Below are 25,078 nucleotides of genomic sequence, written 5' to 3' on the forward strand. Positions count from 1 at the left end.
ATCTCCATTGAGAGGATCAGGTAGATGGAGCCATCACACTCCGGCCCCAGGTCTGATAGCGTGGCTGCAGCAGGATCAGGATGCGCCGTGGATAGCCGAGGTTTTCCGGGCAAAATGACGGATGACGTTTGGCCTTGCCACATGCACCGTCAATGGCGAGGTGCTCCATGGCAGGACGTACGATGGCAGCTTCTTGCTGCCAGTGGCCGAGCCCGCCGTTGTATGAGCGCAGCATCGCCCACAGGCGATTGAACTCGTCCGGGCCACGGACACGGTCGTAAAGCCAGCGGTCATAGCCGACCAATGCGCGCATCGCCCAGGCAGGGTTCTCCGGTACGCAGGCACTGGTGGCAATAGCGTTTGCTTCGCACCACCAGCGGGCTGTCGCGGGCATGAACTGCGCCATACCCTTTGCACCCACGCGTGAGATCGCCTCCGAATTCCATCCGCTTTCCTGGTGAATCTGCGCGGCGAAGACAGCCACAGGTGCATCAAGCCCCCATCCCGCGTGAGCGGCACGTGTCAGCTCTGCCCGGTACTTCATGGCAGGAGCTGGGATGGTCTGCGCTACGCCGATTTTGGAGAACAACGCCAGAGCGACCAAATGGAAAACCACCCATAACAGGAAGCCGGAGATTTTGTCGCGCATGTCAGGCCCCCAGGCCGATGGCGATCATGGCGCAACCGACGATCAATGCTCTTCGCAACATCGCGGCTGCGAATGCAATCGAGCACGGCATGAATGCGCGATCCTCGTCGGGAGATGTACCCACGCCACATGCGCCGCAATCCTCGCCATCATCGGGTTCAATGAAGCTGTCGGGGCGAGCATAGGGGAACAACGACCGGTCGAGCCAATAACCGATCACGCCTGCCATGGTGACCAGGGACAGTTTGTAGAGGCTGACTGGGAGCTGGTTGGGATAGAACAGGCCGATGAAGGCCAGCAGGATGACAGTGGCGAACAGCCACCAGAAAAGACGGGGAAGTTTCATTGCAATCTCCGGTTGTTAGTCACTGGACGTGACAACCGGAGATTACGTGGCGAAGAAGGAATTGATGAGGCTGGAAATGTTTCCTGCCTATTGTGGCTTACGGTTGATTGCCAAGCTAAAGAGAATCCCGTCCTCTGATCCGATACAAAATTCCGACGAGGATTCTTTATCAAATGTACAGGCTCTTTTCCAGTTGGTGCTTTTGGATTCCTGGAAGACCTTCATAGCAGTCGCTAGATAGTCTCCATAATAAGTTCCGCGCATAGATCGTAATAGCATTCCTCCAGAGCGAGTCAAGTCGCTTGGATGCTCTAAATACGTGGAATCAAACACCAACAGTACCGCCGTGACTGCCGAATCGAGACTCTCAACGGAGAGGAATGAGTTCTCTATCGTCAAACGACATGTTGTGAAACTTCGCCCTGGTGGAGTTTTTGCTGGAACCTGTTTGCAACTGCTGGTCTGAAACGACGGAACCATTTCCTTCGCTGACGCGTTATAGTTTTTTAGAAATTTCTCCTTTGACGGTGAAGCCGCAAGGGTAAGTAAAGGAACTGCAAATAGCAGTAAAAAAATATTTCTTAAGTTACATTTCATGGTTTTTTCTATCGACATGGGTTGCATAGAATGATTTCCTCGATGCCCCGTACCCTCCTCCAAGTACGGGTGCGTCTACGTTCTAGTTATCTTCAGGCGGCCAAGCAAGCAGGTGGATAGGTGCGAAGGCCCTTCTGACGGCCGCCCAGTAGGTCGACTTCATTCGCGTGCCGCCAATTTGGATATGGAACCAACCTTGCCGTTGGCAAAGGAGGATCAGGGTCCTCTGGCGGGTCGTTCATGGATGCTACAGCGCGAATCAATCGCGCTCTATGCCCTCCGCTTGCTCTTCTTAGCTTGCGCTGCTTGTAGGGCTACCCCCCGAATGATTTCTTTTCCCTCCGAACTTGAGTGCTGGTAGTCGTCTAGGAGAGCCTTCGCATCATCGGATAGTGGCGCGATAGCAGGCTGGCTACGTTGCCCAGTTAAGACGTAAAGAACGTCGACTCCCGCCCCGGCAAAAGCAGCAATCTGAAATCCATCTGGTGCGGTCTTCCCGCTTTCCCAAGAAAAAAGAGTTTGTTTCGTGGTGCCGGCTATAGCTGCGAAGGTCGGTTGGCTCATGCCAAGCCTTTCGCGTTCTTCTTTTAATCTCGCCCCAAGAGACATATTTCTTTCCCATAAATCTATTGACTGGGAAAGAATTCTTTCCCATAATGACCCTAACTCGATGCCCTCCAGTTTGGGCATCAAGAACCAACCTAACAAATTAGGCTAACAGGAGAGATTATGCACCCAGAAGAGATTAAAGCGGCAATGCGTATGGCAGGTAAGACACCAGCAATGGCCGCCGATGACTTGAAGGTAGCCGGCTCCACCATGAGCCAAGTAATTAGCGGTCGGGTCAAATCAGCGCGTATCCAGGCCTACATCGCGAAGATCATCAAGCAGCCGGTGAATAAGATCTGGCCGCCGTCAGATCGTCCAGTGCTTCGTCGCACGAAGGCCGCCGCTCGTAAATCCGCCTGATGGAGCGCAGCATGAAACGCAATGCTGCCAAGCAGCCCGCATCGGCGGAAATTATTGAAATGGCGAAACCAGTCGCAACTAATGCGGTCGTCGTGGCAAGCCCGAAGGCAATGGCTCTTGCCCAGGAATTGGGGTATGACGGCCCCCTTTCGGTTGATGGTCTGGAAGATGGTATTCGCTTCTACCAACGTCGCACTGTGGAGTCATTGCTGGAGATGGGCAAGCGAATGCTGATGCTCCGCGAGGTAACGCCGCATGGTGATTTTGAGCGGCGTGTAGAGATGCTGGGCTTCAGCTATCGGTCGGCAGCACGCTTCATGCAAGCGGCCGCCAAAACATCCAAATCTGCCAATTTGGCACTTTTGAGTGGTCAGGTAAAAAGTGCCAGCGCCTTCCTGGAACTGGTCACCCACGACGATGACGTCCTCGAGCAGCTCGCCGAAATGGACGACATCGACCGCATGAGCGCAAGCGAACTGCGCGAGCGCGTGCGCAAGCTGGAAGCCGATGGTCTGGAAGATGCCCGTGCCGAGCAAAAGCGCGCCAATCGCCTGGAAGTCGAGCTGGAGAAGAAAGAAGACCTGATCCAGCGCCTGCGTGCAGATGCGCCAGGCAATCGCGCCTACATCACCGAAACGAACATCGTGCGCCAGCAGTCGGCGCTGATGGACACGCATTGTGCCAGCGCTATGGCCATCCTGGACAAGATGGCTGCGGAGATTGATCCCAGCTCTTTGGATGAGCAACAGTACCAAGCGCAGCTCCACAGTGTGTGGTTTGCCGCCCAGGCGATTCATGCCCGGTCTCGCATCCTGATTGAGCGCCTCCAGGGGCTTGGCGATATGCCGGCACTCCAGGATGTCGCCCAGTTCATGCCAGGAACCCTTACCACCGAAGAAGCCACTTGGTTCCTGCAGGAGATCGAAGTGATGCGCTCGGCCCTGGTCAATGAACACCAGGAAATTGCGGCAGAGCCAGACGACGCAGCACAGCGTGGTCGCGGCCGACCCAAGGGCGCGAAGAACCGTGCTGCCAAGAAGTCTGCCTGATTCACACGCCACCACACAATACATCGAGGGTTCCTATGTCCAGAACTGCATACCGCTACACGCCCGCCCAATTGCTGGCGCTGCTGCGATCCAATCGTTTTTCTTTCCTTACGGATGATGCCCGCGAACGCATCGATGCTCTGATGGAGGTCGTGACGTTCGATGTCAGCGACCACGCCAAGCACTGCGATGAGCACTTGCGCTGGAATGTGGTCGGCCGCGATCACCAGGTGGTGGCGCTGAACAAGCTGGCGATCTGCCGCGATGTGTATCAGCGGATGGTGGGTGGCAAGAGCAAGGCCCAGGCCATCCTGGATCTACTCGCTGACGGCAACAAGCCCTGGAGCGAATGCCCCATGCGCGCTGATATCCGCCAGGCGGTGCTCGATCTGGAGCTGAAGTGCGATTTCAACGGAATTCGCCGCATCGAGATTTGGACGGATCGCCTGGTCGGCCAGGACTCTGATCTCGCGCAGATGCTTGCCCTGGTCGACGAGGATGCGCTGGCGATGTCCGAGGATCGCTATATCGAGCGCCTGGCCGCAGGCGGCCTGAAGACAGCCGACCAGGCAGGAGCTTGACATGGCGGGATCATCACGCACCCTGGCTGTCGCATCACACACGCGCCTACCGGTCTCAACGCTCAACCCGGCACGCTTGGCGACCCGCACCGAATTGCTGCTGGCCTCCGGCGCACCGAACCCGACAACACGCTCCGCGATCAAGGCGCAGCAGCGCAAGCTGATCGTGGAGGCACTACGGGTTATCGCCGTCCCAGGCGTGAGCCTGGATGTGGCCATCGCTACACTGGAGCTGCGCTATCGGAGCGCCTCGCTGCACCCCGGCCTGCAGGATGCTATCCGCAGTTCGATCAAGGGCGCGCAGAGCTTCATCAGCCGCAGCACCCTGTACCGCTGGATCGACTTGGATCGTGCTGGTGGCCGCGCCGCGCTCGCACCGAAGCATCGCGGCCGCGTGCGCGCCGAAGGTGGATGGGAAGCCAAGGCCATCGAACTGTACAGCCTACCCAGCAAGCCCAGCATCGCGGCGGTGCACCGGGAGCTTTGCCGTGTATGGGCTTTTGAATGCACCTACGAACAGGTATACGGCTACCTGGAATCGTTGCCATCACAGGCCGGAAAGAACTCGGCCGCCCGCATTGGCCACAACCTGTACAAGCAGCAACAAACTGCCTTCACAAAGCGTCACACACGCAATTTGCAGGCCGGCTCCATCTACATGGCGGACGGCTACCGTGCTGACGTGTATCTCGCTCACCCCATGACCGGTGAACTCTGGCGGCCGGAGATCATGCATGTGATCGACCTCAAGAGTGGCTACCTGGTGGGCTTCCGAATCATGGCGCACGAAGGCAGCTATGACGTGATGATGGGCTGGGCCGAAATCTTCGAGCGCTGGAACCATGTGCCACCGCTGCTCTACGTCGACAACGGCACCGGCTACAAGAACCGACTGACCGAGCTGGAAGACACCAGCTATTACCAGCGTGCTGGCGTGCAGGCGGTCATTCACTCGCTGCCGTACAACCCTCGCGGCAAGGGCCAGGTGGAGCGGTATCACCGCATCGTGCGTGACGACTTCCTCAAGCTCTGGCAGCCACAGTTCTACTGCGGCCCGGATATGGCACATGACGCCTTGAATCAGACTGTGCGCGAGGTCAAGAGTGGCAAGTTGGCCCTGCCTAGCCTGGCACAGTTCGTTGACGCCTACCAACACTGGCTGGCGACCGATTATCACCAGCGCCCGCACCCTGAGAATAAATACGCCACCAGGGGGCAGGAGTGGGCAGAGCTGGACCCAATCCCGCCTCACGCCACTGCGATGGAGATGGCGCGCCCGAGCGAGAAGCGCAAGGTACAGCGCGCATCGGTGCAGCTGATGAACCGCCGCTATGTCCACCCGGATCTGCACGCCTGGAACGGCAAGGTGGTGCTGGTCGAATACGACATCCTGAATCACCACAGCGTGAGTATCCGCACCGCCGATGGTCGCTTGATCTGCGATGCACCACTGGTGGAGGCCATTGGCATCGTGGGTGACTCCTTCCTGGCCGACAAGACTCAGAAGGCCCTGGAATCCGCCGCCTCGCGCCTGGAGAAGAAGCTCCTCGAGCACAAGGCGCGTGCCGGCACGTTGATCGATGTCGACGCCACGGTCAGCGGTCTGACGCTGGAAATGCAGACTCCCAAGCAGCTCGATACACCTGATGACGAAATTGAACTCTTCGACCTTTAATACAGGGGAAACCATGACGCAAGTTACGACCTGGCCGTCGCACTATTCGAAGGCCGATATCGCCCTGATCCAGGACATTCAAAAATGGATCGCTGAACGTAAGTACACCCAAGCAGCGCTGGCGCGCCTGGCGCGTATCTCGGGCAGCAGCCTGAATCAGATCATCAAGGGCGTCTACGCCACCAGCCCGGCCAAGCTGCTGACCGCAATCACCTCGGCCATGCGTCATGCCGATGAGACCAGCGGTCATACGATGGCGCCAGTGGAGACCAGTGTCTTCAAGTTGATGCACCTGGGCTGCGACATGGCACGTCGCTACCGCAACTTCGCGGTGCTGACCGGCTACGTGGGAACGGGCAAGACGTTCGCCATCAAGCACTACGCCAACACCCACCCCAATACCTACATCATCGAAGCCACGCCCACCATGACGCCGCAGAGCCTGACGAAGCGCCTCGCCCGCATGGTGGCCGGTGTCGAGAAAGGTAGCATCGCAGACAAGTTCGATGAAGTGGTCTCCAGCCTGCGCAACACTGACAGCCTGATCATCGTGGATGAGGCCGAGACATTGACGCCGCACCAGTTGCACACCATTCGCCGCATCCGTGACCTGGCGAACATCGGTATCGTGCTGGCCGGCACCGAACACCTGACCGGCATCATCAAGCCGCAGCACGGGCAGTTCGATCAGATCCGTTCTCGCGCCGGCTTCTGGCCGGAGACCGTCCGCGCCATCACCACCGAAGACGCCGCTGCATTAACGCAGTCTGCCTTCGGCAGCGAGGAAGTGGCCGAGGATGTGATTGAACGCCTGTACGCCTACTGCCGAGGCAGCGCCCGTATGCTGACCGAGGGGCTGATCGCGGGGATCAAGGAATTCCGCCGTGATCGTCCCCTGGACGTCAAGCTGGTCGATACGGTCGCCAAGAAGGCGCTGTTCCTCCAGTCGCTCGCGTGAGGTCCACCATGACTAACGTTGCGTACATGACGCCAGGGACCACCGCTTCCAGCAGCTCCCCATTGAGCCAGGAACAGCGCTTCAAAGTGCTGACGGCCGAGGTGACCCATCGCTTGTCGACCATGAATTCCGCCTCCCGCCGGCTGCGTCAGATGGGATATCAGGTGCTCGGTGAAATCTTGAGCGGCACGCCCACCATCCTCATCGAACGCGGGGCAGACGGCTCCATTGCCCGTTTGCTGGATCGTGCCACCAAGCCCTATTGGTGCGAGAAGGGCGGCGTGAAGTATGGCGTGGCTATCTTCATGGGTGTCACTGTGACCTGGAGGGAAGCATGAGCATGCCCATCATCACCCTGGGGCCATCCATGGCGAACCCCGAAGCGTTCGACAGCGTGCCAGAGCTGCGCGCCGAGCTGGAGCGTAGTAACCGGCTGTTGTTGGAGACGTGCCAGCAACTGCACTCCCTGACCTGTGTGGCCAACGACATCAGCCGCTTCCTGCACCAGCTCGTAGACGCGCACAAGGAAGGCCATGCGGGAAAAGTCATCGCGCTCCTGGACATGGCAGGCCAGCAGCCGACCAAGGCCCCTGATACGCCGCTCCACTAATCCCATTGCCTATATATAGAGAGGAATACAGCATGACAGTCCAAACCGTTATCCCCGAAGGCCACCTGAAGGATGCCAAGGGCCGCTTGGTGCCGATCAATCTGATCAAGCCTATCGACTTGGCCCGCGACGAGCTGGTCAATGAACTGATCAAGGTCGCATTGGATCGCAGCCGGGATTTGCGCGAGTTCAAGGATCGCGCCTTCGCGGACCTCAATGCCTTCATCGAGATGTCGGCAGAACAGTACAACGTGAAACTGGGCGGTGCGAAGGGCAACGTGACGCTGTACACCTTCGACGGGCGCTACCGGATCGAGGTGGCGATCTCTGAGCGGATCGTGTTCGATGAGCGCCTGCAGGCGGCCAAGCAGCTCGTCGATGAGTGCGTCATCGCTTGGAGCGAAGATAGCCGCCCTGAGATCCGCATCCTCGTGCAGTCGGCCTTCCAGACGGACAAGGAAGGCAAGATCAATACCGGCCGCGTCCTGGAGCTGCGCCGCCTCGACATCGAGGATGAGAAGTGGCAGGACGCCATGCGTGCCATCGCCGAGAGCACCCAGGTCACGGGCAGCAAGAAATATGTCCGTTTCTTCGAGCGCGTAGGCGAGACCGATCAGTATCGCCCGATCAGCCTGAACATCGCGGCGGTGTGACATGGCGCAGAAGAACGACATCTTAATTAAATGCGCGAACGGTAAGTGCAAGCATCAGGGCGTGGAATCGCAGTGGCTCCCCAAGCAGTTCCACACCAGTTGCGGCATCTCTTCTACCAGCCTCACCTGCCCGAAATGTGGCTGTGTCGAGTATTACGACCTGCGTCCCCAGGTTGCATGGTGCTGGGCCAGTGGCCTGATTGAAATCGGCGACAAGGCTCCTGCGAAGGAAGCCGATGGATCTGGGGCCATCGCTTTTGCGCAGGGACCGAAGGCGGAGCTGAACTCTGTATTGGGCGTCTGTGCTCGACATGGACTTGGCGCGAGTGAAGGAAAGCTATTGGTCCCAGGTGTTCCAGAAGCAGCAGATCAGGACGCGGCGGCAGATGCACTTTTTGCCTGGCTGAAGTGGTGCAGCCGACAGAAATATGGTGCGGTGGAATTCTTGAAACTAGGAGTGTGACATGGCGATCATTACTGACTTTCATCAATTGAAGGCATTTCATCACGCGGCCATGGTGGGTGGTCGCGGCAGCAAGGCATGGGTCGAGTTCGCGGAACACATGATGGATTCCTTTCCGGCTCTGTATCGGAACGCGACAGCGACCGCCGCGATTGCCCGCAAGATGAAGACCCTGGCCGAAGAGATGCGCAAGGATCTGCCGTGAGCAACCTGGTCGCCCATCATCGCCAGTTGCTCGGCATTGCCAAGAGCTGGGCCATGAAGAACCTATCGGGCTGGAGCGCCGAATCGCACCAGGATCTACTGTCCCGCCATGGAGCGCAGATGGTCGACGGTCGTATCTCGGCCACCACCATGACCGTCCCCCAGCTCAATGCGGCCTTGAATGATTACCAAGGCCGTGGCTGGGAACGCTCGCGCAAAGTCTTCGCTAAGGGGGAAGCCGGCAGTAAGCCGGTGCCGCCGCAGATCGCACACATAGTGCGTCTGTGGGGACGCCTCGGCCAGGCTGGCAAGGTGGAGAAGGCCACTCGCAATGCGTTGCTGGTGTACTGCGCTCGCCAGCTCCGGCATGAGGCCGTGCCTGACCTGGATAGCCTGACCACTGAAGAATGCCAGACCGTCATCGAATCCCTTAAAAAATGGCTTGACCGCAAGTAACAACGACCATGACCCGCCGCCAAACCTTTCCGCGTGTTGACCCTGAAGTGCTGGAGCGCCTGCCTCCAGTGCTGAAGGCGGTCGTGTCTGCGCTCGGCATCAGACGCGCCCAGGAATGGCTGATGGAGCACGGTGGCGTCAATGTCACCATTCCGATTTACCGCACTGCCGTCCTTGGGCTCTCCGATGATGAGCTCTCCAGGTTGCGTACCAAGATCGCTCCGCACTTGGACGCTAGCAATCGTTGCTGGCTTCCCAAGGCTGACAAGCTGCTGATCATGGTCCGGGACGCGCAGATCCGTAAGGACCGCCCACATACCAGCATCAACATCCTTGCGCATCGCTACGGCCTCTCCTCCCGCCACATCCTCAATATCTGCCGCGAAGACGACGAAGATCGTCAATTCAGCCTCTTTTGAGTCCAGAAAGCTCTTGTCGAGCTTCCCATCCCTCCCGAATCATTCTGTTTGCATTCGAAAGCCGTTTAAAAACGGCTAGAAGGGGCCTGGGAATAGGACGGCCCCACCTCCCCCCTAAAACGCCTTAAAACGCCCCTGGGCATTTCACCCCTCCGACTGGCTGGAAACATTTCCAGCGGTGACCCAAATTCGACACCCGATCAGAATGCTCCCATCTGCTTAGGAGCACTCAGTGTCGCAACACACCACCGTACATCGCGCCATTACCGCAATGGCATTTGAGCTGCAGGCCGGCGCTAATGGCGTACCGACCGAAGCCCACATGCTTCCGCCTGGTCCGTTCCGTTCTGTCGACGGGCGACCGACCGACTGTGACGCCTGGCAGTTGGACGCCGGCATCGCGGCGCGTGTCATCGCTCTGGCCGCATCCAGGCAGACCGACATCCTGATTGACTTCGAGCACCAGAGCCTGCACGCCAAAGAGAACGGCAAGCGCGTTGAGGCGGCCGGCTGGATTCCTCGCACCCTGGAGTGGCGTGAAGGTCGAGGCCTGTACGCCGTCAAGATTTCCTGGGTGGGCGACACCGCACAACTGATCGCAGACAAGAAGTACCGCTATATCAGTTCCGTTTTCTCCTACGACACCGACACGGGCGACGTGCTGGAGATTCTGTCGGTGGCGCTGACCAATACACCTGGCCTGGACGGTCTGGAGGCACTCGTGGCCCTGGCTCGCAAGAATCTTGTTTCATCAACCCAAGAAAAGGAGGCCGACATGGCTGACGAAAAGCAGGTGGCGGCGCTCACGGTTGAGCGTGACACCCTGAAATCCCAGGTAGCAGCACTGACCAACGAACGCGAAAGCCTGAGCACCAACGTCATCGCGCTGACGAAAGAGCGCGACGAGCTGAAGAACAAGGTCGCAGGCTATGACAAGGAAAAGGCCGAAGCGGCCCTGGCCTCCGAGAAGGCCAAGAAAGACAGCCTGATTGATGACGCCAAGAAGGCCGGCCATCTGATCCCGGCCCAGGAAGAATTCGCCAAGTCGTTGGCGCTGGCCGAGCTGACCCGCTTCCTGGATACCCTGAAGCCGGTCGCCCTGCTGAACCGCCAGGCCGAGGAGCACGGTGGTGGCAAGGCCGTCCTGAACGAAACCGAGATCGCCTATTGCACCCGCATGGGTGTCTCCCAGGAAGACTACCTGGCAGCGAAGAAGACCAACTAGTCCTGGCTGCAGGTCAGCGCAGAGCAGTTTTACTCACTTAAGAATTCCTGGAGAACACAATGGCCACTACCTTGACGCAAGCCCAACTGGATGCGTTGAAAACCACCCTCAAAGTCCGTTTCAATGCGGGCCTGAAGCTGTCGTCGGATGACTGGAAGAAGGTCGCAAAGCAGATCATCAGCGACGGCAAGTCCAATACCTACGAGTGGCTCTCGGCATTCCCGTCCTTCCGTGAATGGGTCGGTGCGCGCTTGCACAAAACCCTCAAGGAAACCGCCTACAACGTGCCGAACCGCAAGTTCGAGGCCACCATCGACGTCAAGGTCGAAGACATCGAAGATGACAACGTCGGCCAGTACGGCACCATCGCCGAATCTCATGGCCAGGCCGCCACCGATCTGCTGAACGACCTGGTGTTTCAGGCCCTGGCGGCCGGCTTCAGCTCGATCTGCTACGACGGCCAGTACTTCTTCGACACGGATCACCCGATCTATCCGAACGAGGACGGTAGTGGTACAGCCACAGTCGTCAGCAACATGCAGGCCGGCACCAGCGCGCCCTGGATTCTGCTGTGCACCAAGCGTGCTGCCCCTCCAATTTTCTTGCAGGAGCGCAGCCCGGTCCGCTTTGACAGCATCACCTCACCCCAGAACAGCAACGTGTTCGAGAACGATGTGTACAGCTTCGGCGGCCGCTGGCGCGGTGAAGCTGCCTACGGTTTCTGGCAGTGCGCTTTCGGCTCCAAGGCTGATCTGACCGTCGCCAACTTCAACGCTGCCTACGCGGCCATGATGAAGGTGAAGGGCGACGGCAACCGCAAGCTGGGCATCGTGCCGGATCTGCTGGTGACCGGCCCGGACAACCAGGCAGCAGCAGAAGCGATGCTGAAGGCTGCGCAGAACGCGGCCGGTGCGTCGAACACCAACTACAACAAGGTGCAGTTGCTCATCACGCCCTGGATGTAATCGGCGCCAGGGTTCCTCACTATATAGACACCCCGCGAAGCGCCTGTTGCCCCCGGCCGGAATTGTCCGGCCGGGCCGGGCGATCCGCAGGAAGCAAAGAATGGAGAAAGATGATGATCACACTGTATGTCCGCGTGGCACCGAAGAAGGGTATCGAACACTTCTATCGTTGCGCGTTCCTATTTACCGAGGCATGGCGGAAGCTGGTGGAGCTCGATGAGGCCACCGCCAACCGCCTGGGAGAAGAGCAGATGCTGGAAGTGTCGGTCGACAAGCCGGCTGACTATGAAGAGAGCGAACAGGCAGGTGATAGCGCAGGTTCCACTTCGCAGTCCGGTCAGAGCGCCGCCGCTCCAGCAGCTGCGCCCACCGGTTCCGGTGATGGCGCAGACAACTCGGCCGGTACGGGTACCACGGCTCCGGAAGATCCTGCGCTGCGCCTCGAGGCGATTCGCACGGCCATCAGCAAGATGGACAAGCAGGATGCCTCGCTCTGGACCAATGACGGCAAGCCTAAGACCGATGCCATTTCCGCAATCGTCGGCTGGCCGGTGACCGCTGCCGAACGTGACGCCGCCATCGCTCCGGTCGAGGACAAGTGATGGGTTTCGCCTCCCGATCTGACCTGCTGGCACGTAGTAGTGCCATGCGGCTCGCGCAACTGGCGGTGCCGACCGACATGAACATGGTGCCGGATGAAGCGCTGCGCGTGGCGATCTCGGGAGGCGACTTATCGCAGTACTCGCAGGATGTTCGCCAAGCCTTGACGGTCGCCCTGGATACCATCGACGGTGCACTACACGACGCGGATGCCTTGATTTTGTCGTATGGCATTCCGGCCACAGTACAAACAACCTTGCTGTCCCGCTTGGCCTCTACGGTCGCGCTCTATTACCTTCAGGGCGCGGAGCGCATGACCGATGACGTGAAGCACGCCTATGAAGGTGCCATCGCGACGCTGAAGGCCCACAGCAAGGGCGATGTGAACCTGATCCCACCGGCCGCGACCGATCCCGTTCTTTCGGACGATGTCGCCATCATCGTGAGCAGCTCGCGCCGCTACCGTTCTGCCTGGTCGGACGACGATGAGGTCGGATTGTGATTTCGTTGACGCCGCTGATCCAGCACTTGAAACCCCAGCCTGCTGGCTTTGACGGCTTCTGGTTTCGCCAGGTTGCAGGTGCCGCCGAGTTTGCGCAGATCCGGCCTGATGCGCTGCCCTTACCGGCCGCCTGGATCGTGCGTGCAGCGGACAAGGTGCGACATGCCGGTGAGAGGGCCGAGGAAGTGACGTTGGCATTCGATGTGGTGATTGCGATTGAGAACGTCCGCACGCATCGCCAGGGTGACACTGACGACATGCTGCTGAAGTACCGCCTGGCGGTCAAAGGACTGTTGCTGGGATGGGAAATGGAAACCGTGAACGGGAAAGAGAAGCCACTGAAGTTCGCGGGCGGCCAAGTCCTGGAATACACCGATGGCGATCTGTATTGGCGAGATCGCTATGAATTCGAGGCGCTGATCACCAACTATTTACCCGACCCACCGCCGTTTGACCAGGTGGTCCATACAGGAGAAAGACTGTGAGCATTACCTTCAATGAAGTGCCATCCGCGTTGCGTTATCCCGGCGCATACATCGAGATCGACGGGAGCCAGGCCGGTCTCTCCAGCGACCTGCCGGCCGTGTTGCTGGTCGGTCAGAAACTGGCCACCGGAACGGCCGCTGCTGGCGAGGTGGTGCGTATCTCCAGTGTCGGGGATGCTCAGAACAAGGCCGGTGCCGGCTCGATGCTCGCCCAGATGGCAGCGGCCTATCGCAAGAAGGATACGACCTTCGACCTGTTCATGCTGCCCTACGCGGATAACGCGGCCGGTGTGCAGGCGACCGGCACCATCACCGTGACGGCAGCGGCGACCGCCAACGGCACGCTCGCCCTGTACATCGCGCAGAAGCTGGTATCGGTCGGTATCACTACTGGGCAGACTCCGGCCCAACTGGCCACCGCGATTGCCCAGGCCATCACCAACGCCGGCAGCGATATTCCGGTCACTGCCGCAGCTGCGAACGCCGTGGTAACGCTGACAGCCCGTCACAAGGGTTCGTGCGGCAACAACATCGATATGCGCCTGAATATGTTTGGTGAGACCACGCCGACGGGTATGGCCGTGACACTGGCTGCGATGGCCAATGGCACTGGCGACCCGGCCCCAGGTGATCTGGCATCGATCATCGGCAAGCGCTGGTTCCGCTATGTCTCTCTGGGCATCAACGATGCGGCCACGTTGGCGGCATGGCACACCGAGAGCCAGCGTCGTTACGCCGTTCCGGTCATGGCGGGCTTCCGTGCCTTCACCGCCTATCGCGGCGACTTCGCGTCGGCAGCAGCTTTCGGCAGCGCCAAGAACTACGAGCACATCGTAGATCTGTGGATCGCATTCTCTCCGAAGTCCACCTGGGAAGTGGCGGCCACGTTGGCGGCGGCAGCAGCAGTGAGCCTGTACAACAACCCTGTCAGCTCCATGGAAGGCATCACCTTGCCGGACGTGAAGGGAGACCTGAGTTACAACGACTTCACCTCTGGCAACAGCTTGCTGTTCAAGGGCATGTCGGTGATGGAAGTCGCCTCCGATGGTTCCTGCTCGATCAAGCGCCTCATCTCGATGTATCAGCAGCGCTCGGACGGCAGCAGTGACGATGCCTACCTCGACATCAACGTGGCCGAGGTGATGGAGCGTATCCGCTACGAACAGCGTATGGGGGCCATCAAGCGCTTCCGTGGCTCGACGGCGGCCAAGACCAACGAGGGCTATCGTCCTGGCCTGAAGATCACCACGGAAGACAGCGTGCGTGCTTACCTGCTGTCGCTCTACAAGAATGTGCTCCTGGGCGAATACGGGTGGGTGCAAGCTTACAGCTATTACAAGGACAGCCTGGTGGTGGAGCAGGACGCGAACAATCCGAGCCGTTTCAACTTCACGGATGATCCGGTGATCAATTCGCCGTTCTACATCCTGGCTGGTCGGTCGGTGTTCCACAAGGCCATTCCAACCTACTAAGCGCCACGCAAGGTTATTCCATCCTGATTTAAAGAGGATTTACGAACATGGCAAAGTTAAACAATATCCAGACGGTCTCGGTTCCATCCATTGGCAAGTTGCCGCTGGCGGAATCGGGCCAGTCCTTCACGCCCAGCGGCAAGAAGCGCACGCACAAGGCAGGCCGCCAGGCGACCGACGGCGGCTTTACCGAGAGCGCCCAGCCGGCGAAGCTCGAGCTGACCATCAACCTGCAGGCCGGCGTCGACATCCTGGCAATCAACGATATCGAGAACGAAGATATCACCATCCGCATGGCGGATGGCAGCGTCCACATGATGAGCCAGGCATTCGTGTCGGACCCCATTCCGGTGGGCGATGGCGACGGCAAGCTCACCATCATGTCCAACGAATCCGAACGCATCTCTTGATGCGTCCGTAAGCTGAAATTTAAGAGGCGATCATGTCGGGGCTTGCTCTCGGAAAATACAAGGATGGCAGCAGCCAGGGCCAATTGGTGGAGCTGGCCTGCGACAGCAAAGGGCGGCAATTGGTCGCGGCTGGTGACACGCCCCTGGTGGTAGCGTTCACGACGGACGATACTGTTGATGGTCCGGCTGCGCTCGCCGCACTGAACTTCGACTTACTGACCGGCGTGGAGAATGGTTGGCTGGATGTGTCCGGCTATCAAACAGCGCTGATACAAATTGTCGCTAGCGCTGGCATCACCGCTGGTCAGGTCTTCTTCGAGCAGACCAACAATATCGCTGCTCCTGCGCTGCCACTGGTTGCAATTGAACCTACCTCCGCCAGCACGAATCCGTTGGTCGCGGCTTTCAACGTTGCAGCCAATGCCAACAGGCTGTTCAAGGTGCAGATCGATGCCCGGTTTATCAGGGTTCGAATTTCCACAGCCTTTGCTGGTGGAAATTTACGGGCGTACGCAGCGATGTCGCAGCGGACGACTAGCTATCCGGTCGTGACCTCTACGCTATCTAACGGTGGAGCGGTGATTGGAAGTGTGAACGCAAACGACTGCGCCTACTATAACGAATCAGTCGCAGCTCAAGCTGCTAACGCGACACTCAGTGCAACGGCCAGGGATGCCGGTGTCGCAGCCGGAAACTTTACCAAGTTCTCCCAGTTCAACGCGTTCGCGTTCGCGGACCAGGCTGGAACTTTGAACATCCAGGTTTCCAACGACAACGTGACCTGGCGTGTTGCGAAGTCGATTGCCGTCGCCGCCAACGTTGCGCAGATATTGTCCATTCCGGTGATGACGCGGTATCACCGAGCGCAGTTCGTGAATGGAGCCACGGCCAATACCGCTTTCATGCTCAACACCGGCTACTCGAATTGATTTTCAACAGATGGGCACTTTGCCCGTAGCTAGCCCGATGTGAGCAGTCTTCCATTCCTATGAGGTGCTCTGATGAATGAAAAAGATACCGAGAAATTGATCCAGGCGAAAGGCGCCACAGCCCCTCGCATTACCCCGGCCGACGTCGATGCCAACATCGTCGACGTCGAGATCGTCAAATACGTCTCGAAATCCGGGAAGGTGCTGCGCTGGGCTGTTATCACGACCCAGAACGAATGCGCTGTGGTCGGACGCCCCTCGGTGGCAGTGAGCAGCGAGAACGATGACCAGGAAATCGGCGAGAAGGTCGCCATCGCCAATTCCCGCAACGAGCTGTGGCCGCTGATGGGCTACGAGCTGCACAGCAAGATCAACCTCCCAACCTGACTACCATCATGGCAAAACTTCCTCTCAAACACCCGATCAAGCTCACTGAGAACAAGGAAATCAAGGAACTCTCATTCCGCGAATACACCGTCGCAGCCGACTACCTGTCGTTCGACAAGCGCGGCGGTGTTGCGCAGCGCTTTGCGCTGATCGCCAGTCTCACCGGCACTGATGAGAGCCTGATCGAACGGTTGCGCGGAATTGACTACCGCCGCGCCGAGGCGATGGCAGATGCTCTGATCGAAGCGGATGCCAAAGAATTCGAAGGCGAAAAGGAGCCCGAAAAAAAGTCACAAGAGTCCTGATCGCCGTGGGCTTGCTGATGAACGTCATGCATCAACAAGCGCCGGTGATTGAGACGATGCCGCTCGCCAAACTCTTCATTTATGCCCGCATGGCCTGCGCATTAACAGGACGCCCTCCGATTTAAGCTCTCAGTCGTACTCGGGAAACATTTCCCTCCTGTTCTTCACGTGCAGTAGCTTTTAAGCTCCGGTTACCTTTTTGGTACTGGAGCTTTTTTTATGTCGTCGTCCGGATCGTCTGCTGTTAACGTCGAAGTCAACCTTGTACTCAATGACAGGTCGACAGCGGGTACGCGTGCGGCGGCGCAGGCCGCACAACAGGAAGCCAACAAGGTGGCCACCGCCACCGAGCGCGCTGCCCAGAAGGCCGCTGACGCAGCAGAAAAGAGTGCTGCTCGTCAGCGTAGTAGCTACGAACGCTTATCGCAGGCGCGAGAGACGCTCGGTGTACGGTCGGAACGTGCCATCCAGCGAGAGATTCAGCAGACGGAGGCGGCATATAACAGGCTGAAGTCAGCTGGCTTCGCATCCTGGAAAGAGCAAGCGGCCGCCGCCGATAAAATGCGCAAGAAGGTCACCGATCTCACCAATGAGATGGGCCGCTTGACCACGGCGCAGAAAGCCTATGGTGCATTGAAATTCACAGGTGCGGCGGTCGCTGGTGTTGGTGCTGCCGCCTACACCCTCAAAGCCCCAGCGGGAGCCGCGATGGATTACGGTATGCGCCTTGCCAACATGGCGAACACCGCCTACGCTGAACGTGACGAGGCTGGTCGGATTCTCGGAAAGAGAGAGCTTGAAGACGCGATCAACAAGGCGCGTCGTTCCGGCGGTGGAACCCGAGATCAAGCCGCAGAAGCACTAGATACAATCATTGCATCCGGCACGGTCTCCAATCAGGATGCCATTGCTATGCTGCCGGGCATCATGAAGGCGGCGACCGCTGGCAATACGGACGCGAACGCTCTTGCCACCATTGCCATCCGGGCCAAGCAAAGTTTCAAGATCGGCACCGAGGAAATCCCGAAGATTTTGAGTGCAGCTTTGGCTGCAGGCCAGGCAGGCGGCTTCGAGTTGAAGGATATGGCCAAGTGGTTGCCGCAGCAGATGGCGATGGCGAAGAACCTCGGCATATCGGGTAAGGAAGGCTTTGCAAAACTCGCAGCTTGGAATCAGGCATCCGTTGTCACGGCTGGCACCAAAGATGAGGCCGGCAACAACTTGCGTGACTTGCTCAACGAACTGAACACGCCTCACTTCCGCAATTTTATGGCGGAGCAATATCTGGCAAATGGACAGAAGGCTAAGAAGGGCCAGAAGGAAGGCCGCCTGAAGACGGTCGACCAGGTGTTCCTGGATTACCAGGATCGCGGTATCGATAAAGTCGATGCGACCCTCGACATGATGAATTCCATCTTCGCCAAAAACACGACCTACCAGTCGCTTCAGAAAAAATTAGAGGGTCTGGATAAGGGTGATAAGGACGGTCGAAAGGACATCCTGGAGGCCATGGCGGCCCAAGTCCAAGGTACAGCAGTGGGCAAGATTTTCCACAATCAGCAGTCCCTTATGGCATTTCTGGGATTGATGAACAATACCGACTACACTAAGGAAACGCTTGAAAAGGTTCGTGCCGAATACGGGAAAAAATACACCGAAGGCGATGGGGGCGATGGGCGATCCGCGACCGACATAGGCTATCGCGTCCTAGCCGATGAAGCCGGCTACAAAGCTCAACAAGCTGGCGAAGACAAACTGATGGGGCAGAAGGCCGCGATGGATCAGCTGACGCCGGCCATCGGCAAGGCAGCTGAAGCATTCTCTGATCTGGCCGCGAAACATCCTTTACTCGTTGGAACAACGACTCTGGCCACGACTGCCCTTGGAGCACTAGCAGGCGCAGCAGGATTAGCTTCGCTCGCAATGGGCGGTAAGGGATTGCCTGGTGGCGGTGCGATTGGTCGATTTGCAGGCGGGATGGCCGCCAGTAGCATTGGGCAACGTGCACTGATGGCCACAAAGGTCGGCGGTATTGGTGGTATCGCTGCGCTTGCTGGTGACTATGCGCTGGAATCGACCTTGGGGAAAGATTCAGCAATTACTCGCTATGGCTCAAGCATGATGAACGGAGCTGCGGGCGGGGCTGCTGTAGGTAGCATTGTTCCTTTCTTAGGCACAGGCATCGGCGCGCTTATCGGCGGTCTGGGTGGCGCCGCTTGGGAGGCCTATAAGGATCTATCCAAAGGCGCGGAACAAAAGGCAATGGACGCCAAGCCAGCCGAGATGAACGCCAAGTTCACGGTCGGTCTCGCACCGGGTCTGGTACTGCAGGGGCAATCGTTCCAGGCGACAGGTGCTAGCGTTTCCCTCAACACCGGCAACATCATGACCGGAGCACCGAACTGATGAGCTACGAAGACCGTATGGCCACGGCCACTTTTCGTGGCATGGAGTTTCTGACGGACAGCCACAGTGCTCGCGGTGGCCGCCGTCTCGCCAAGCATGAATATCCTGGTGGAGAGGTGCCCAGCGCGGAAGATCTCGGTAAGAAGGCGTGGGATTGGAAACTCAACGCCTACTTCATCGGCAAGGATTACGACCTCGAGCGTAATGGCTTGCTAGCGAAACTTGCCGAACCTGGTGCGACCTGGCTCACTCATCCCTGGCTTGGCCTACTGTGGGTGCGTGCCGAGAGCTGGTCACTGGAAGAAAGCAACGAACGTGGTGGCATGGGAACAGTCACCATCGAGTTCGCGGAAGGTGGCGAGACGCAGCAGCCGACCCAGGATAAAGTTGATGTGGCCATTGACCGCACTCACAAAATGGCTGATGCGGCCGAGGAAGACTTCGAGCTGGAGCCGATGAGCGCCGATGGCTTGAATTCTTATATCGCTGCCGTCCAGCAGAAATTAGAGGTGCTGCGCCAGGCTATCTCGCTGGCCACGCTCCCGCTGACCTGGGCCAATCAGATTCGAAGCCTGGTCGCCGGTATCAAGGCCGACTTGACTACCCTTGCAGGTATGCCAGGCGCATATGCCACCGCCCTGCGTGGGCTCACCGACATGTTCGGTGGCAGCAGTTACAGCGATGACCTGGGTGGTGCGGACCGCACGCGCCTGGTGGTACGTTTATCCAAGGCTGCAACTACATCGACCGCCGTCGCACTGACGGGAACCGCCGCCGTTGATGGCGCGGTTCGTCGGAACCTGCAAAGGGAGGATGCGTTGCGTAGTCGCCTTCTGGTCGCCTCCGCCGCTGAGCTGGCCACATCCGTTTATCAGGCGGAAGAGGATCGAGATACAGCATTGAGCGCTGTAGTTGCCGCAATCGACAACCTGTTGCCCAACTTGCCCGATACAGTCTTTGAGCCAACGGCCGACAGCCGGGCGGCAGTGATCGACGCCTTGCTCTCCCAGGATCTGAAGTCCACTGTCACCCGCGATGTCTCGATCTCCAGGCCGGCCGTGGTCCTGGCCTACCTCATGGAGGTTGACGAAGAGGCGTTCCTGGCGCGCAACGCAGTGCGCCATCCCTTGTTTGTGAAAGGTCGTATCTATGGATGAGGGATCAGTCGAACTGCGGTTCGACGGTAAGCGCTTCGGCTATTGGCAAAATGTCGAAATCAAGGAATCCGTCGATGACCTTTGTGCGTCGGTACGTCTGGGCTTGACCCGGCCAGGCAATGGCACGCCCTTGGGTCTGACGGCCAACACCGTGGTCGACGTGCTCATTGATGGCGAGCTGGTGACCACTACTCGCACCGATGTACTCCGCCGTCCCGTAGATGCCAAGAACAGCGCCATTCTGCTGGATGCACGCTCTCTCGGTCGCGAGCTGGTGGATTGCCAGTACTCCAAGACGCTCTCCGGCCTGAAGCTAGGTGAGATCGTGACACGCATTTGCGGCATCTTCAAAGTGCCTGTAAAGATTGATGGCGACACGCCAGTTGTGCCGGAATTCTCCATGCAATCCGAGATTCCTGCCAATGCGATCATCAATGCGGTCCGGGCATCCAACATGCTGCTGTATCCGCTGCCGGATGGCGGTCTCTTTCTGACAGAGCCCAACGACGAGGCACCGGTGACTACGTTGGAGAAGGGAAAGCATTTCACCAGGTATCAGCCTATTGACGAATTCCGCTTGCGGTTCTCGGACTATGTGGTCAAGAGCTTTGACTACGGCAACGACAAGGCCCTGCAGGGCGCGATCAAGGACAGTGGTATTTCCTTCTTCCGTCCGATGCACATCGTCGCGGATCGCCACAGCCAGTCCCTGGGCAGTTGCGACCGTCGTGCTGAGCTGGAGAGAAATCGGCGCATGGCGCGGGCTCATCGCATCGAGTTGGACGTGCCTGGATGGCGCTACCGGGATGCCAGTGGAAAATGGCGTCTGTGGAAAATCAACACGCAAGTGCGCCTTGTGATTCCATCCGAAGATCCAGATGAGCATATTGACGGCGTGTTCCTGATCGGAGAACGCACCTTCGGTCTGGATGAGAAGGAAGGAAAGATGACACGGTTGCAGGTGATGGACCGAAATGCGTTCTTGGGCGAAGAAAAGAAGAAGTCGAAGCGCGGTGCCTCGGTCAAGGGAGCGAAGGCACTGAAGAGCTTCAAGAGTCGGGGGCTGCGATGATTAATCAAGTTTGGCGGCGGCTGCAGCTCCTCTTCGCACAGGGGGCCAACATTCGCACCGGCCCTGAAAAGGTGCAGGTCAATGTGCTGCAGGGCGAGCCATTGAAGAATATCCGTCGTGTCGAGCCCTACGGATTCTCATACCTTCCGCCAGAAGGTGGCCAGGTCTATTTGGCTTTTCCTGGTGGGGACCGATCTTACGGAGCAGCGCTCATCATTGGGCATAAAATGTATCAGGTACAACTCGTCCAGGGCGAAGTGGCGCTTCATGATGACGAAGGGAACTGGGTGCATATCAAGCGTGGCGGCGTGATCGAGGTGAAAGCCGCCACCAAGGTTATCGCTGAGACGCCCGACTTCGAGACGACCGGTAACGCCAAGATCGGCGGTAACTTGGTGGTGTTGGGCACGACTGCCTCGACGGGTGGCTACAGCGGGGCGAATGGTGGCGTAGCAAGGATGACGGGAGGCGCGGACGTCGCCGGCCCGCTCACCAACAACGGGAAGAACGTTGGCAGCGGCCATACGCACACCAGCACACAGCCAGGCAATCCGACATCGGTGGTGAACTGACATGTTGAAACTCATCCCTATTGGTCAGAATCAGTTAGATATCGCGCTCTTCGATGAAGAGGTTGATGACGAGAATACCGAGGCGGCCACCGTCGTGTACGCGGTGCTGTACACCGATGGTGAGGCTCCTGCCGACCGCGTCTCGGAGCGATTCGAGCGGCGCGGATGGTACGAGGATGCCACCGTCGGCACCGGGCTCTGGTACGTGCGTCGGCAACCGCTGAACAGTGCAGCGCGACGCGAAGCACTGGACATGATCAAGACCGCCTTGATGGCGCATTCTTCCGCGCTGACCGACATCGTGGTCAACGAAGTGGCTCTCTCCGAACCTGCTGGAAACATTTCCAGCGTTTTCATGGAAATCTCGGGCTTGCACAATGGACGCCAGTTCCTTGTGCGAGTCCCGTTGTGACCACCTATACCTCACGTCCAAGCTATACCGACCTCAAAACGCGCATCGCGGCCGATTTGGCAGCGGTGCCGGCGGTGTTGCGTGATCCGGTGTCTGTGTCATGGGCTCGCACTGCCAATGGCATCCACGGTCACCTGGAATGGATTGACAAGCAATCATCTCCGCTTGCCTGCGACTTGGAGCGCCTGTATGACTGGGCAACGCTTTACAACGTGGACCGCCTTGCAGCGACTGCCTCGACTGGTGGTGCTACTGCTACTGGTGCCAATGGCGTGCAGATTCTTGCAGGTACTCAGGTCCGTGGCACAGTCAACAGCCTGGACTACACCGTCCAGGCCGCGATTACCCTGGGTCAGTCTTCCACCGTTACTTTGAAGTGCAATTCCGTTGGCTCGGCGGGCAATCTCGTTGCCGGTCAGACGCTTCGTCTGATTGACCCCATCCCTGGATGCGATGACACCTTTACGGTGGGTATCAACGGCTTGTCGGGCGGTGAGGAAGATGAAGACCTTGAAGACTGGCGTAGCCGCGTGGTCGATGAATGGCAGACCATTACCACGACTGGTGCTCGCTCCGGTAAGGATGCTGACTATCGATTCTGGGCGCGGAGCGCTCATCCATCTGTTACCACAGCTCTGGTCCAGAGGCATGTTCTAGGCATAGGAACTGTCCTGGTTCGTCCGATCTGCAATGGCTTGACGGATCGACTGCCTACCCAGGCGGTTCTCGATGCAGTTGCCGACAGACTCTACAGCATCGCGCCTGCGACGGCAGATTGGCGCGTGGCGTCTCCCATCAAGCGAGCGGTGGCTCCTTCGTTGCATCTGTTGGCAGGCTATGACACTGCCTCCAATCGCACCGGAATCGACAATGCGATTCTGGCCGCGATCTTGTCCGAAGCCAGTGAGACCTCTGTTCTGGCGATGGCCGAGCTGGATGCTGCCATCGCGACCGTCACAACCCAGTATCAGCGTATTGCGCCTACCGCCGATATCGCTGTGGCTGCAGGCGAAGTGCTGGTCTATTCCCCGGCTATCTGGGTATGAAGATAGTCATTCATACCGCACGGGAATTTGCGGATGTTCTTCAAGCGTTGCTGCCACCCGGTGCTGCCTGGCAGTGGCCTGAAGGCAGCTTCGGCGACAGCCTGCTAGTGGCCGTTTCTGAGGAGCTTGTCCGTATTGATGAAACCACCCAAGAAGTTCTGGACAGCGCGGTCTCAAAGCACACCCCAAAGGTCGGGAGCTGGCATATCGATGAGTATCGCCGGGTCGCCCGCGAAGCTATCAACGGCATCTCGGAATCTCGGCCACGCCGACCGGCTGCCATCGGTGGTCACATTGGTGATCGCTTGTGGGGCCACGACGCGGCAACGCATGACTTCGACGTCCCTCTTGTCCAGATTGACCAACTGATTGGTCCAGCGCGGATCGGAAGCAAGATCGGTGATCGCATGTGGGGAACGCGCACCAGATACATCATCCGCGTTCGCTACTACAGCTCGGTGGTAGATCCGGCTGAGTTGTGGAAGGCGCTATTCGAGTTCAAACAGTCCCACGTCTATCTGTGGTTCGAAGACATTACAGGCGCAGGAGGTTATTACAATGCATCGAATTGATGGCCCAGGCCACGACAACAATCGCTGGGTAGCTGAAGACCCCACAACCAATCGGCCACCTACCGAATTCACAGCAGAATTCAACAATGCAATTCAGGAAGAAATTTGTTCCTTCATCGAATGGGCCGGCTTGGCCTTGAATAAGGGTGACAATACTCAGCTCAGACAGGCAATCTTGGCGAAGTTTGGGGCTATTTACTCCATCAGCGCACTGCCAACCAGCAACAAGGGACCCATCATCGTGGCTGAAGTGGGTGAAGTTTGGATTTGGTCGACTTCGGCTTACTTCACCGGTTATCGGAGCCCTCTGTGCGGCCGGCCTGTGGATGGCCATACCTTCGCACCGCTGCCGTCCGAAATCGACGCGACCGGCGGAGTACTGAGTAAGGCCGCTTATGCGGGCCTGTGGGGATACGCGCAGGAAAACAGCCTGGCTATCACCCAGGCCAACTGGACGGCGAACATCGGTGGGCACTACTTCGTTGATGTGGATGCAAACACCTTCCGCATACCGGACCTGCGAAATATGTTCCGTCGTTACACCGGTACTGACGCTGACACTGCAAATGCAAGGGCCTTGGGTAGCCGGCAGCTTGACGCGATCCAGAACATCACAGGCACCTGGTCCAATGTCATCTTGCGAGACACAACAAACGCGTCTGGAGCCTTTGCAGCCGGCCCTGGCAACGGGTCAGGGGCTACAGGAACGTCAGGCAGCGGCAATGGCTTCACATTCGACGCCTCGCGTGTGGTGCGCACCTCCAGCGAAACACGCGGCCGAAACGTCGCGTATGTTCCTCGCCTTCATGTGTAAGGCGACCAAGTCACTGCAAATGCAAGGGCCAGGGGTAGCCGCCAGCTTGATGCCCTCCAGAACATCACAGGCAACTTCGGCTCGCAGCTCAACATTCAAACGAGCGCGAGCGGCGCGT

Annotated in this window: 34 protein-coding genes; 30 read left to right on the top strand and 4 right to left on the bottom strand. The window is 58.4% G+C overall.

Annotated features, from left to right (window positions below; all coding sequences use genetic code 11):
- Nucleotides 1-16 precede the first annotated feature (16 nt).
- The 4 genes from ACLRDN_RS12020 to ACLRDN_RS12035 form a co-directional block, all read right to left on the bottom strand.
- Nucleotides 17-649, bottom strand: a complete 633-nt coding sequence (locus tag ACLRDN_RS12020; RefSeq protein WP_413460200.1) for a transglycosylase SLT domain-containing protein — start codon at nucleotides 647-649, stop codon at nucleotides 17-19.
- 1 nt (nucleotide 650) lies between these two features.
- Nucleotides 651-995 carry a putative holin gene (locus ACLRDN_RS12025; protein ID WP_413460201.1) on the bottom strand — a complete coding sequence of 115 codons (345 nt, stop codon included), beginning with the start codon at nucleotides 993-995 and terminating at the stop codon, nucleotides 651-653.
- An 87-nt stretch (nucleotides 996-1,082) separates the two neighbouring features.
- On the bottom strand, nucleotides 1,083-1,619 hold the full coding sequence (locus ACLRDN_RS12030; RefSeq protein ID WP_413460202.1) for a hypothetical protein: 537 nt from the start codon (nucleotides 1,617-1,619) through the stop codon (nucleotides 1,083-1,085).
- 243 nt (nucleotides 1,620-1,862) lie between these two features.
- Nucleotides 1,863-2,282, bottom strand: coding sequence for a helix-turn-helix domain-containing protein (locus tag ACLRDN_RS12035; protein WP_413460203.1), 420 nt, complete (start codon nucleotides 2,280-2,282; stop codon nucleotides 1,863-1,865).
- Nucleotides 2,283-2,321: 39 nt separating this feature from the next.
- Here ACLRDN_RS12035 and ACLRDN_RS12040 point away from each other — a divergent pair, with 39 nt between their 5' ends.
- The 30 genes from ACLRDN_RS12040 to ACLRDN_RS12185 all read left to right on the top strand — a co-directional run bounded on the left by ACLRDN_RS12040 (nucleotide 2,322) and on the right by ACLRDN_RS12185 (nucleotide 24,960).
- Nucleotides 2,322-2,561: a helix-turn-helix domain-containing protein gene (locus tag ACLRDN_RS12040; RefSeq protein ID WP_413460204.1), complete on the top strand. Its 240-nt coding sequence runs from the start codon at nucleotides 2,322-2,324 to the stop codon at nucleotides 2,559-2,561.
- Nucleotides 2,562-2,572: 11 nt separating this feature from the next.
- Nucleotides 2,573-3,610 carry a hypothetical protein gene (locus tag ACLRDN_RS12045; protein WP_413460205.1) on the top strand — a complete coding sequence of 346 codons (1,038 nt, stop codon included), beginning with the start codon at nucleotides 2,573-2,575 and terminating at the stop codon, nucleotides 3,608-3,610.
- Nucleotides 3,611-3,645: 35 nt separating this feature from the next.
- Nucleotides 3,646-4,191: a hypothetical protein gene (locus tag ACLRDN_RS12050; RefSeq protein ID WP_413460206.1), complete on the top strand. Its 546-nt coding sequence runs from the start codon at nucleotides 3,646-3,648 to the stop codon at nucleotides 4,189-4,191.
- Between the two features lies 1 nt (nucleotide 4,192).
- A complete protein-coding gene (locus tag ACLRDN_RS12055) occupies nucleotides 4,193-5,866 on the top strand; it encodes a Mu transposase C-terminal domain-containing protein (protein ID WP_413460207.1) in 1,674 nt (557 codons plus the stop codon).
- A gap of 13 nt (nucleotides 5,867-5,879) precedes the next feature.
- Nucleotides 5,880-6,824, top strand: coding sequence for an AAA family ATPase (locus ACLRDN_RS12060; protein WP_413460208.1), 945 nt, complete (start codon nucleotides 5,880-5,882; stop codon nucleotides 6,822-6,824).
- Between the two features lie 8 nt (nucleotides 6,825-6,832).
- Nucleotides 6,833-7,162, top strand: a complete 330-nt coding sequence (locus ACLRDN_RS12065; protein ID WP_413460209.1) for a hypothetical protein — start codon at nucleotides 6,833-6,835, stop codon at nucleotides 7,160-7,162.
- Nucleotides 7,159-7,434 (top strand): hypothetical protein, encoded by a 276-nt coding sequence (locus ACLRDN_RS12070; protein ID WP_413460210.1) that lies wholly within the window; start codon nucleotides 7,159-7,161, stop codon nucleotides 7,432-7,434. The genes ACLRDN_RS12065 and ACLRDN_RS12070 overlap by 4 nt, the downstream gene beginning before the upstream one ends.
- A gap of 32 nt (nucleotides 7,435-7,466) precedes the next feature.
- Nucleotides 7,467-8,087, top strand: a complete 621-nt coding sequence (locus ACLRDN_RS12075; RefSeq protein WP_413460211.1) for a DUF3164 family protein — start codon at nucleotides 7,467-7,469, stop codon at nucleotides 8,085-8,087.
- Nucleotide 8,088: 1 nt separating this feature from the next.
- Nucleotides 8,089-8,550 (top strand): hypothetical protein, encoded by a 462-nt coding sequence (locus ACLRDN_RS12080; RefSeq protein ID WP_413460212.1) that lies wholly within the window; start codon nucleotides 8,089-8,091, stop codon nucleotides 8,548-8,550.
- Nucleotide 8,551: 1 nt separating this feature from the next.
- Nucleotides 8,552-8,755, top strand: a complete 204-nt coding sequence (locus ACLRDN_RS12085) for a hypothetical protein (protein ID WP_413460213.1) — start codon at nucleotides 8,552-8,554, stop codon at nucleotides 8,753-8,755.
- Nucleotides 8,752-9,210: a regulatory protein GemA gene (locus ACLRDN_RS12090; protein WP_413460214.1), complete on the top strand. Its 459-nt coding sequence runs from the start codon at nucleotides 8,752-8,754 to the stop codon at nucleotides 9,208-9,210. The genes ACLRDN_RS12085 and ACLRDN_RS12090 overlap by 4 nt, the downstream gene beginning before the upstream one ends.
- 8 nt (nucleotides 9,211-9,218) lie before the next feature.
- Nucleotides 9,219-9,629 (top strand): DNA-binding protein, encoded by a 411-nt coding sequence (locus ACLRDN_RS12095; protein ID WP_413460215.1) that lies wholly within the window; start codon nucleotides 9,219-9,221, stop codon nucleotides 9,627-9,629.
- Between the two features lie 232 nt (nucleotides 9,630-9,861).
- Entirely contained in the window at nucleotides 9,862-10,854 is a 993-nt protein-coding gene (locus ACLRDN_RS12100) for a phage protease (protein ID WP_413460216.1), read from the top strand.
- Between the two features lie 59 nt (nucleotides 10,855-10,913).
- Nucleotides 10,914-11,819 carry a Mu-like prophage major head subunit gpT family protein gene (locus tag ACLRDN_RS12105; protein WP_413460217.1) on the top strand — a complete coding sequence of 302 codons (906 nt, stop codon included), beginning with the start codon at nucleotides 10,914-10,916 and terminating at the stop codon, nucleotides 11,817-11,819.
- Nucleotides 11,820-11,929: 110 nt separating this feature from the next.
- A complete protein-coding gene (locus tag ACLRDN_RS12110; RefSeq protein ID WP_413460218.1) occupies nucleotides 11,930-12,421 on the top strand; it encodes a hypothetical protein in 492 nt (163 codons plus the stop codon).
- On the top strand, nucleotides 12,421-12,921 hold the full coding sequence (locus ACLRDN_RS12115; RefSeq protein ID WP_413460219.1) for a phage protein Gp36 family protein: 501 nt from the start codon (nucleotides 12,421-12,423) through the stop codon (nucleotides 12,919-12,921). Before ACLRDN_RS12110 ends, ACLRDN_RS12115 begins: the two co-directional genes overlap by 1 nt.
- Nucleotides 12,918-13,406, top strand: a complete 489-nt coding sequence (locus ACLRDN_RS12120) for a hypothetical protein (RefSeq protein ID WP_413460220.1) — start codon at nucleotides 12,918-12,920, stop codon at nucleotides 13,404-13,406. Before ACLRDN_RS12115 ends, ACLRDN_RS12120 begins: the two co-directional genes overlap by 4 nt.
- Nucleotides 13,403-14,878, top strand: coding sequence for a phage tail protein (locus ACLRDN_RS12125; RefSeq protein ID WP_413460221.1), 1,476 nt, complete (start codon nucleotides 13,403-13,405; stop codon nucleotides 14,876-14,878). The genes ACLRDN_RS12120 and ACLRDN_RS12125 overlap by 4 nt, the downstream gene beginning before the upstream one ends.
- Before the next feature lie 47 nt (nucleotides 14,879-14,925).
- Nucleotides 14,926-15,288, top strand: a complete 363-nt coding sequence (locus tag ACLRDN_RS12130) for a phage tail tube protein (RefSeq protein ID WP_413460222.1) — start codon at nucleotides 14,926-14,928, stop codon at nucleotides 15,286-15,288.
- Between the two features lie 32 nt (nucleotides 15,289-15,320).
- Entirely contained in the window at nucleotides 15,321-16,217 is an 897-nt protein-coding gene (locus tag ACLRDN_RS12135; protein ID WP_413460223.1) for a hypothetical protein, read from the top strand.
- Nucleotides 16,218-16,289: 72 nt separating this feature from the next.
- Nucleotides 16,290-16,604 carry a Gp49 family protein gene (locus ACLRDN_RS12140; protein WP_413460224.1) on the top strand — a complete coding sequence of 105 codons (315 nt, stop codon included), beginning with the start codon at nucleotides 16,290-16,292 and terminating at the stop codon, nucleotides 16,602-16,604.
- A gap of 8 nt (nucleotides 16,605-16,612) precedes the next feature.
- Complete coding sequence (locus ACLRDN_RS12145) at nucleotides 16,613-16,909, top strand: phage tail assembly protein (RefSeq protein ID WP_413460225.1); 297 nt, start codon at nucleotides 16,613-16,615, stop codon at nucleotides 16,907-16,909.
- Nucleotides 16,910-17,128: 219 nt separating this feature from the next.
- Entirely contained in the window at nucleotides 17,129-19,315 is a 2,187-nt protein-coding gene (locus tag ACLRDN_RS12150; RefSeq protein WP_413460226.1) for a phage tail tape measure protein, read from the top strand.
- Nucleotides 19,315-20,472: a DNA circularization N-terminal domain-containing protein gene (locus ACLRDN_RS12155; RefSeq protein ID WP_413460227.1), complete on the top strand. Its 1,158-nt coding sequence runs from the start codon at nucleotides 19,315-19,317 to the stop codon at nucleotides 20,470-20,472. Before ACLRDN_RS12150 ends, ACLRDN_RS12155 begins: the two co-directional genes overlap by 1 nt.
- On the top strand, nucleotides 20,465-21,544 hold the full coding sequence (locus ACLRDN_RS12160; protein ID WP_413460228.1) for a phage baseplate assembly protein: 1,080 nt from the start codon (nucleotides 20,465-20,467) through the stop codon (nucleotides 21,542-21,544). Before ACLRDN_RS12155 ends, ACLRDN_RS12160 begins: the two co-directional genes overlap by 8 nt.
- On the top strand, nucleotides 21,541-22,116 hold the full coding sequence (locus tag ACLRDN_RS12165; RefSeq protein ID WP_413460229.1) for a phage baseplate assembly protein: 576 nt from the start codon (nucleotides 21,541-21,543) through the stop codon (nucleotides 22,114-22,116). The genes ACLRDN_RS12160 and ACLRDN_RS12165 overlap by 4 nt, the downstream gene beginning before the upstream one ends.
- Before the next feature lies 1 nt (nucleotide 22,117).
- Nucleotides 22,118-22,528: a phage GP46 family protein gene (locus tag ACLRDN_RS12170; protein ID WP_413460230.1), complete on the top strand. Its 411-nt coding sequence runs from the start codon at nucleotides 22,118-22,120 to the stop codon at nucleotides 22,526-22,528.
- The gene (locus ACLRDN_RS12175) at nucleotides 22,525-23,574 is read left to right on the top strand and encodes a baseplate J/gp47 family protein (protein ID WP_413460231.1); all 1,050 of its coding nucleotides are present in this window, start codon (nucleotides 22,525-22,527) and stop codon (nucleotides 23,572-23,574) included. Before ACLRDN_RS12170 ends, ACLRDN_RS12175 begins: the two co-directional genes overlap by 4 nt.
- Complete coding sequence (locus tag ACLRDN_RS12180) at nucleotides 23,571-24,146, top strand: hypothetical protein (RefSeq protein WP_413460232.1); 576 nt, start codon at nucleotides 23,571-23,573, stop codon at nucleotides 24,144-24,146. The genes ACLRDN_RS12175 and ACLRDN_RS12180 overlap by 4 nt, the downstream gene beginning before the upstream one ends.
- Complete coding sequence (locus ACLRDN_RS12185) at nucleotides 24,133-24,960, top strand: phage tail protein (RefSeq protein ID WP_413460233.1); 828 nt, start codon at nucleotides 24,133-24,135, stop codon at nucleotides 24,958-24,960. Before ACLRDN_RS12180 ends, ACLRDN_RS12185 begins: the two co-directional genes overlap by 14 nt.
- Nucleotides 24,961-25,078 lie beyond the last annotated feature (118 nt).

Source organism: Herbaspirillum huttiense, assembly GCF_047300815.1.
GTDB lineage: Bacteria > Pseudomonadota > Gammaproteobacteria > Burkholderiales > Burkholderiaceae_D > Herbaspirillum > Herbaspirillum huttiense_A.

What these genes read in the sequence shown, in the direction of transcription:
- ACLRDN_RS12020 (WP_413460200.1), bottom strand. Translation starts at nt 649, where the DNA reads ATGCGCGACAAAATCTCCGGCTTCCTGTTATGGGTGGTTTTCCATTTG.
- ACLRDN_RS12025 (WP_413460201.1), bottom strand. Translation starts at nt 995, where the DNA reads ATGAAACTTCCCCGTCTTTTCTGGTGGCTGTTCGCCACTGTCATCCTG.
- ACLRDN_RS12030 (WP_413460202.1), bottom strand. Translation starts at nt 1,619, where the DNA reads ATGCAACCCATGTCGATAGAAAAAACCATGAAATGTAACTTAAGAAAT.
- ACLRDN_RS12035 (WP_413460203.1), bottom strand. Translation starts at nt 2,282, where the DNA reads ATGCCCAAACTGGAGGGCATCGAGTTAGGGTCATTATGGGAAAGAATT.
- ACLRDN_RS12040 (WP_413460204.1), top strand. Translation starts at nt 2,322, where the DNA reads ATGCACCCAGAAGAGATTAAAGCGGCAATGCGTATGGCAGGTAAGACA.
- ACLRDN_RS12045 (WP_413460205.1), top strand. Translation starts at nt 2,573, where the DNA reads ATGAAACGCAATGCTGCCAAGCAGCCCGCATCGGCGGAAATTATTGAA.
- ACLRDN_RS12050 (WP_413460206.1), top strand. Translation starts at nt 3,646, where the DNA reads ATGTCCAGAACTGCATACCGCTACACGCCCGCCCAATTGCTGGCGCTG.
- ACLRDN_RS12055 (WP_413460207.1), top strand. Translation starts at nt 4,193, where the DNA reads ATGGCGGGATCATCACGCACCCTGGCTGTCGCATCACACACGCGCCTA.
- ACLRDN_RS12060 (WP_413460208.1), top strand. Translation starts at nt 5,880, where the DNA reads ATGACGCAAGTTACGACCTGGCCGTCGCACTATTCGAAGGCCGATATC.
- ACLRDN_RS12065 (WP_413460209.1), top strand. Translation starts at nt 6,833, where the DNA reads ATGACTAACGTTGCGTACATGACGCCAGGGACCACCGCTTCCAGCAGC.
- ACLRDN_RS12070 (WP_413460210.1), top strand. Translation starts at nt 7,159, where the DNA reads ATGAGCATGCCCATCATCACCCTGGGGCCATCCATGGCGAACCCCGAA.
- ACLRDN_RS12075 (WP_413460211.1), top strand. Translation starts at nt 7,467, where the DNA reads ATGACAGTCCAAACCGTTATCCCCGAAGGCCACCTGAAGGATGCCAAG.
- ACLRDN_RS12080 (WP_413460212.1), top strand. Translation starts at nt 8,089, where the DNA reads ATGGCGCAGAAGAACGACATCTTAATTAAATGCGCGAACGGTAAGTGC.
- ACLRDN_RS12085 (WP_413460213.1), top strand. Translation starts at nt 8,552, where the DNA reads ATGGCGATCATTACTGACTTTCATCAATTGAAGGCATTTCATCACGCG.
- ACLRDN_RS12095 (WP_413460215.1), top strand. Translation starts at nt 9,219, where the DNA reads ATGACCCGCCGCCAAACCTTTCCGCGTGTTGACCCTGAAGTGCTGGAG.
- ACLRDN_RS12105 (WP_413460217.1), top strand. Translation starts at nt 10,914, where the DNA reads ATGGCCACTACCTTGACGCAAGCCCAACTGGATGCGTTGAAAACCACC.
- ACLRDN_RS12110 (WP_413460218.1), top strand. Translation starts at nt 11,930, where the DNA reads ATGATGATCACACTGTATGTCCGCGTGGCACCGAAGAAGGGTATCGAA.
- ACLRDN_RS12115 (WP_413460219.1), top strand. Translation starts at nt 12,421, where the DNA reads ATGGGTTTCGCCTCCCGATCTGACCTGCTGGCACGTAGTAGTGCCATG.
- ACLRDN_RS12130 (WP_413460222.1), top strand. Translation starts at nt 14,926, where the DNA reads ATGGCAAAGTTAAACAATATCCAGACGGTCTCGGTTCCATCCATTGGC.
- ACLRDN_RS12135 (WP_413460223.1), top strand. Translation starts at nt 15,321, where the DNA reads ATGTCGGGGCTTGCTCTCGGAAAATACAAGGATGGCAGCAGCCAGGGC.
- ACLRDN_RS12140 (WP_413460224.1), top strand. Translation starts at nt 16,290, where the DNA reads ATGAATGAAAAAGATACCGAGAAATTGATCCAGGCGAAAGGCGCCACA.
- ACLRDN_RS12145 (WP_413460225.1), top strand. Translation starts at nt 16,613, where the DNA reads ATGGCAAAACTTCCTCTCAAACACCCGATCAAGCTCACTGAGAACAAG.
- ACLRDN_RS12150 (WP_413460226.1), top strand. Translation starts at nt 17,129, where the DNA reads ATGTCGTCGTCCGGATCGTCTGCTGTTAACGTCGAAGTCAACCTTGTA.
- ACLRDN_RS12155 (WP_413460227.1), top strand. Translation starts at nt 19,315, where the DNA reads ATGAGCTACGAAGACCGTATGGCCACGGCCACTTTTCGTGGCATGGAG.
- ACLRDN_RS12160 (WP_413460228.1), top strand. Translation starts at nt 20,465, where the DNA reads ATGGATGAGGGATCAGTCGAACTGCGGTTCGACGGTAAGCGCTTCGGC.
- ACLRDN_RS12165 (WP_413460229.1), top strand. Translation starts at nt 21,541, where the DNA reads ATGATTAATCAAGTTTGGCGGCGGCTGCAGCTCCTCTTCGCACAGGGG.
- ACLRDN_RS12170 (WP_413460230.1), top strand. Translation starts at nt 22,118, where the DNA reads ATGTTGAAACTCATCCCTATTGGTCAGAATCAGTTAGATATCGCGCTC.
- ACLRDN_RS12180 (WP_413460232.1), top strand. Translation starts at nt 23,571, where the DNA reads ATGAAGATAGTCATTCATACCGCACGGGAATTTGCGGATGTTCTTCAA.
- ACLRDN_RS12185 (WP_413460233.1), top strand. Translation starts at nt 24,133, where the DNA reads ATGCATCGAATTGATGGCCCAGGCCACGACAACAATCGCTGGGTAGCT.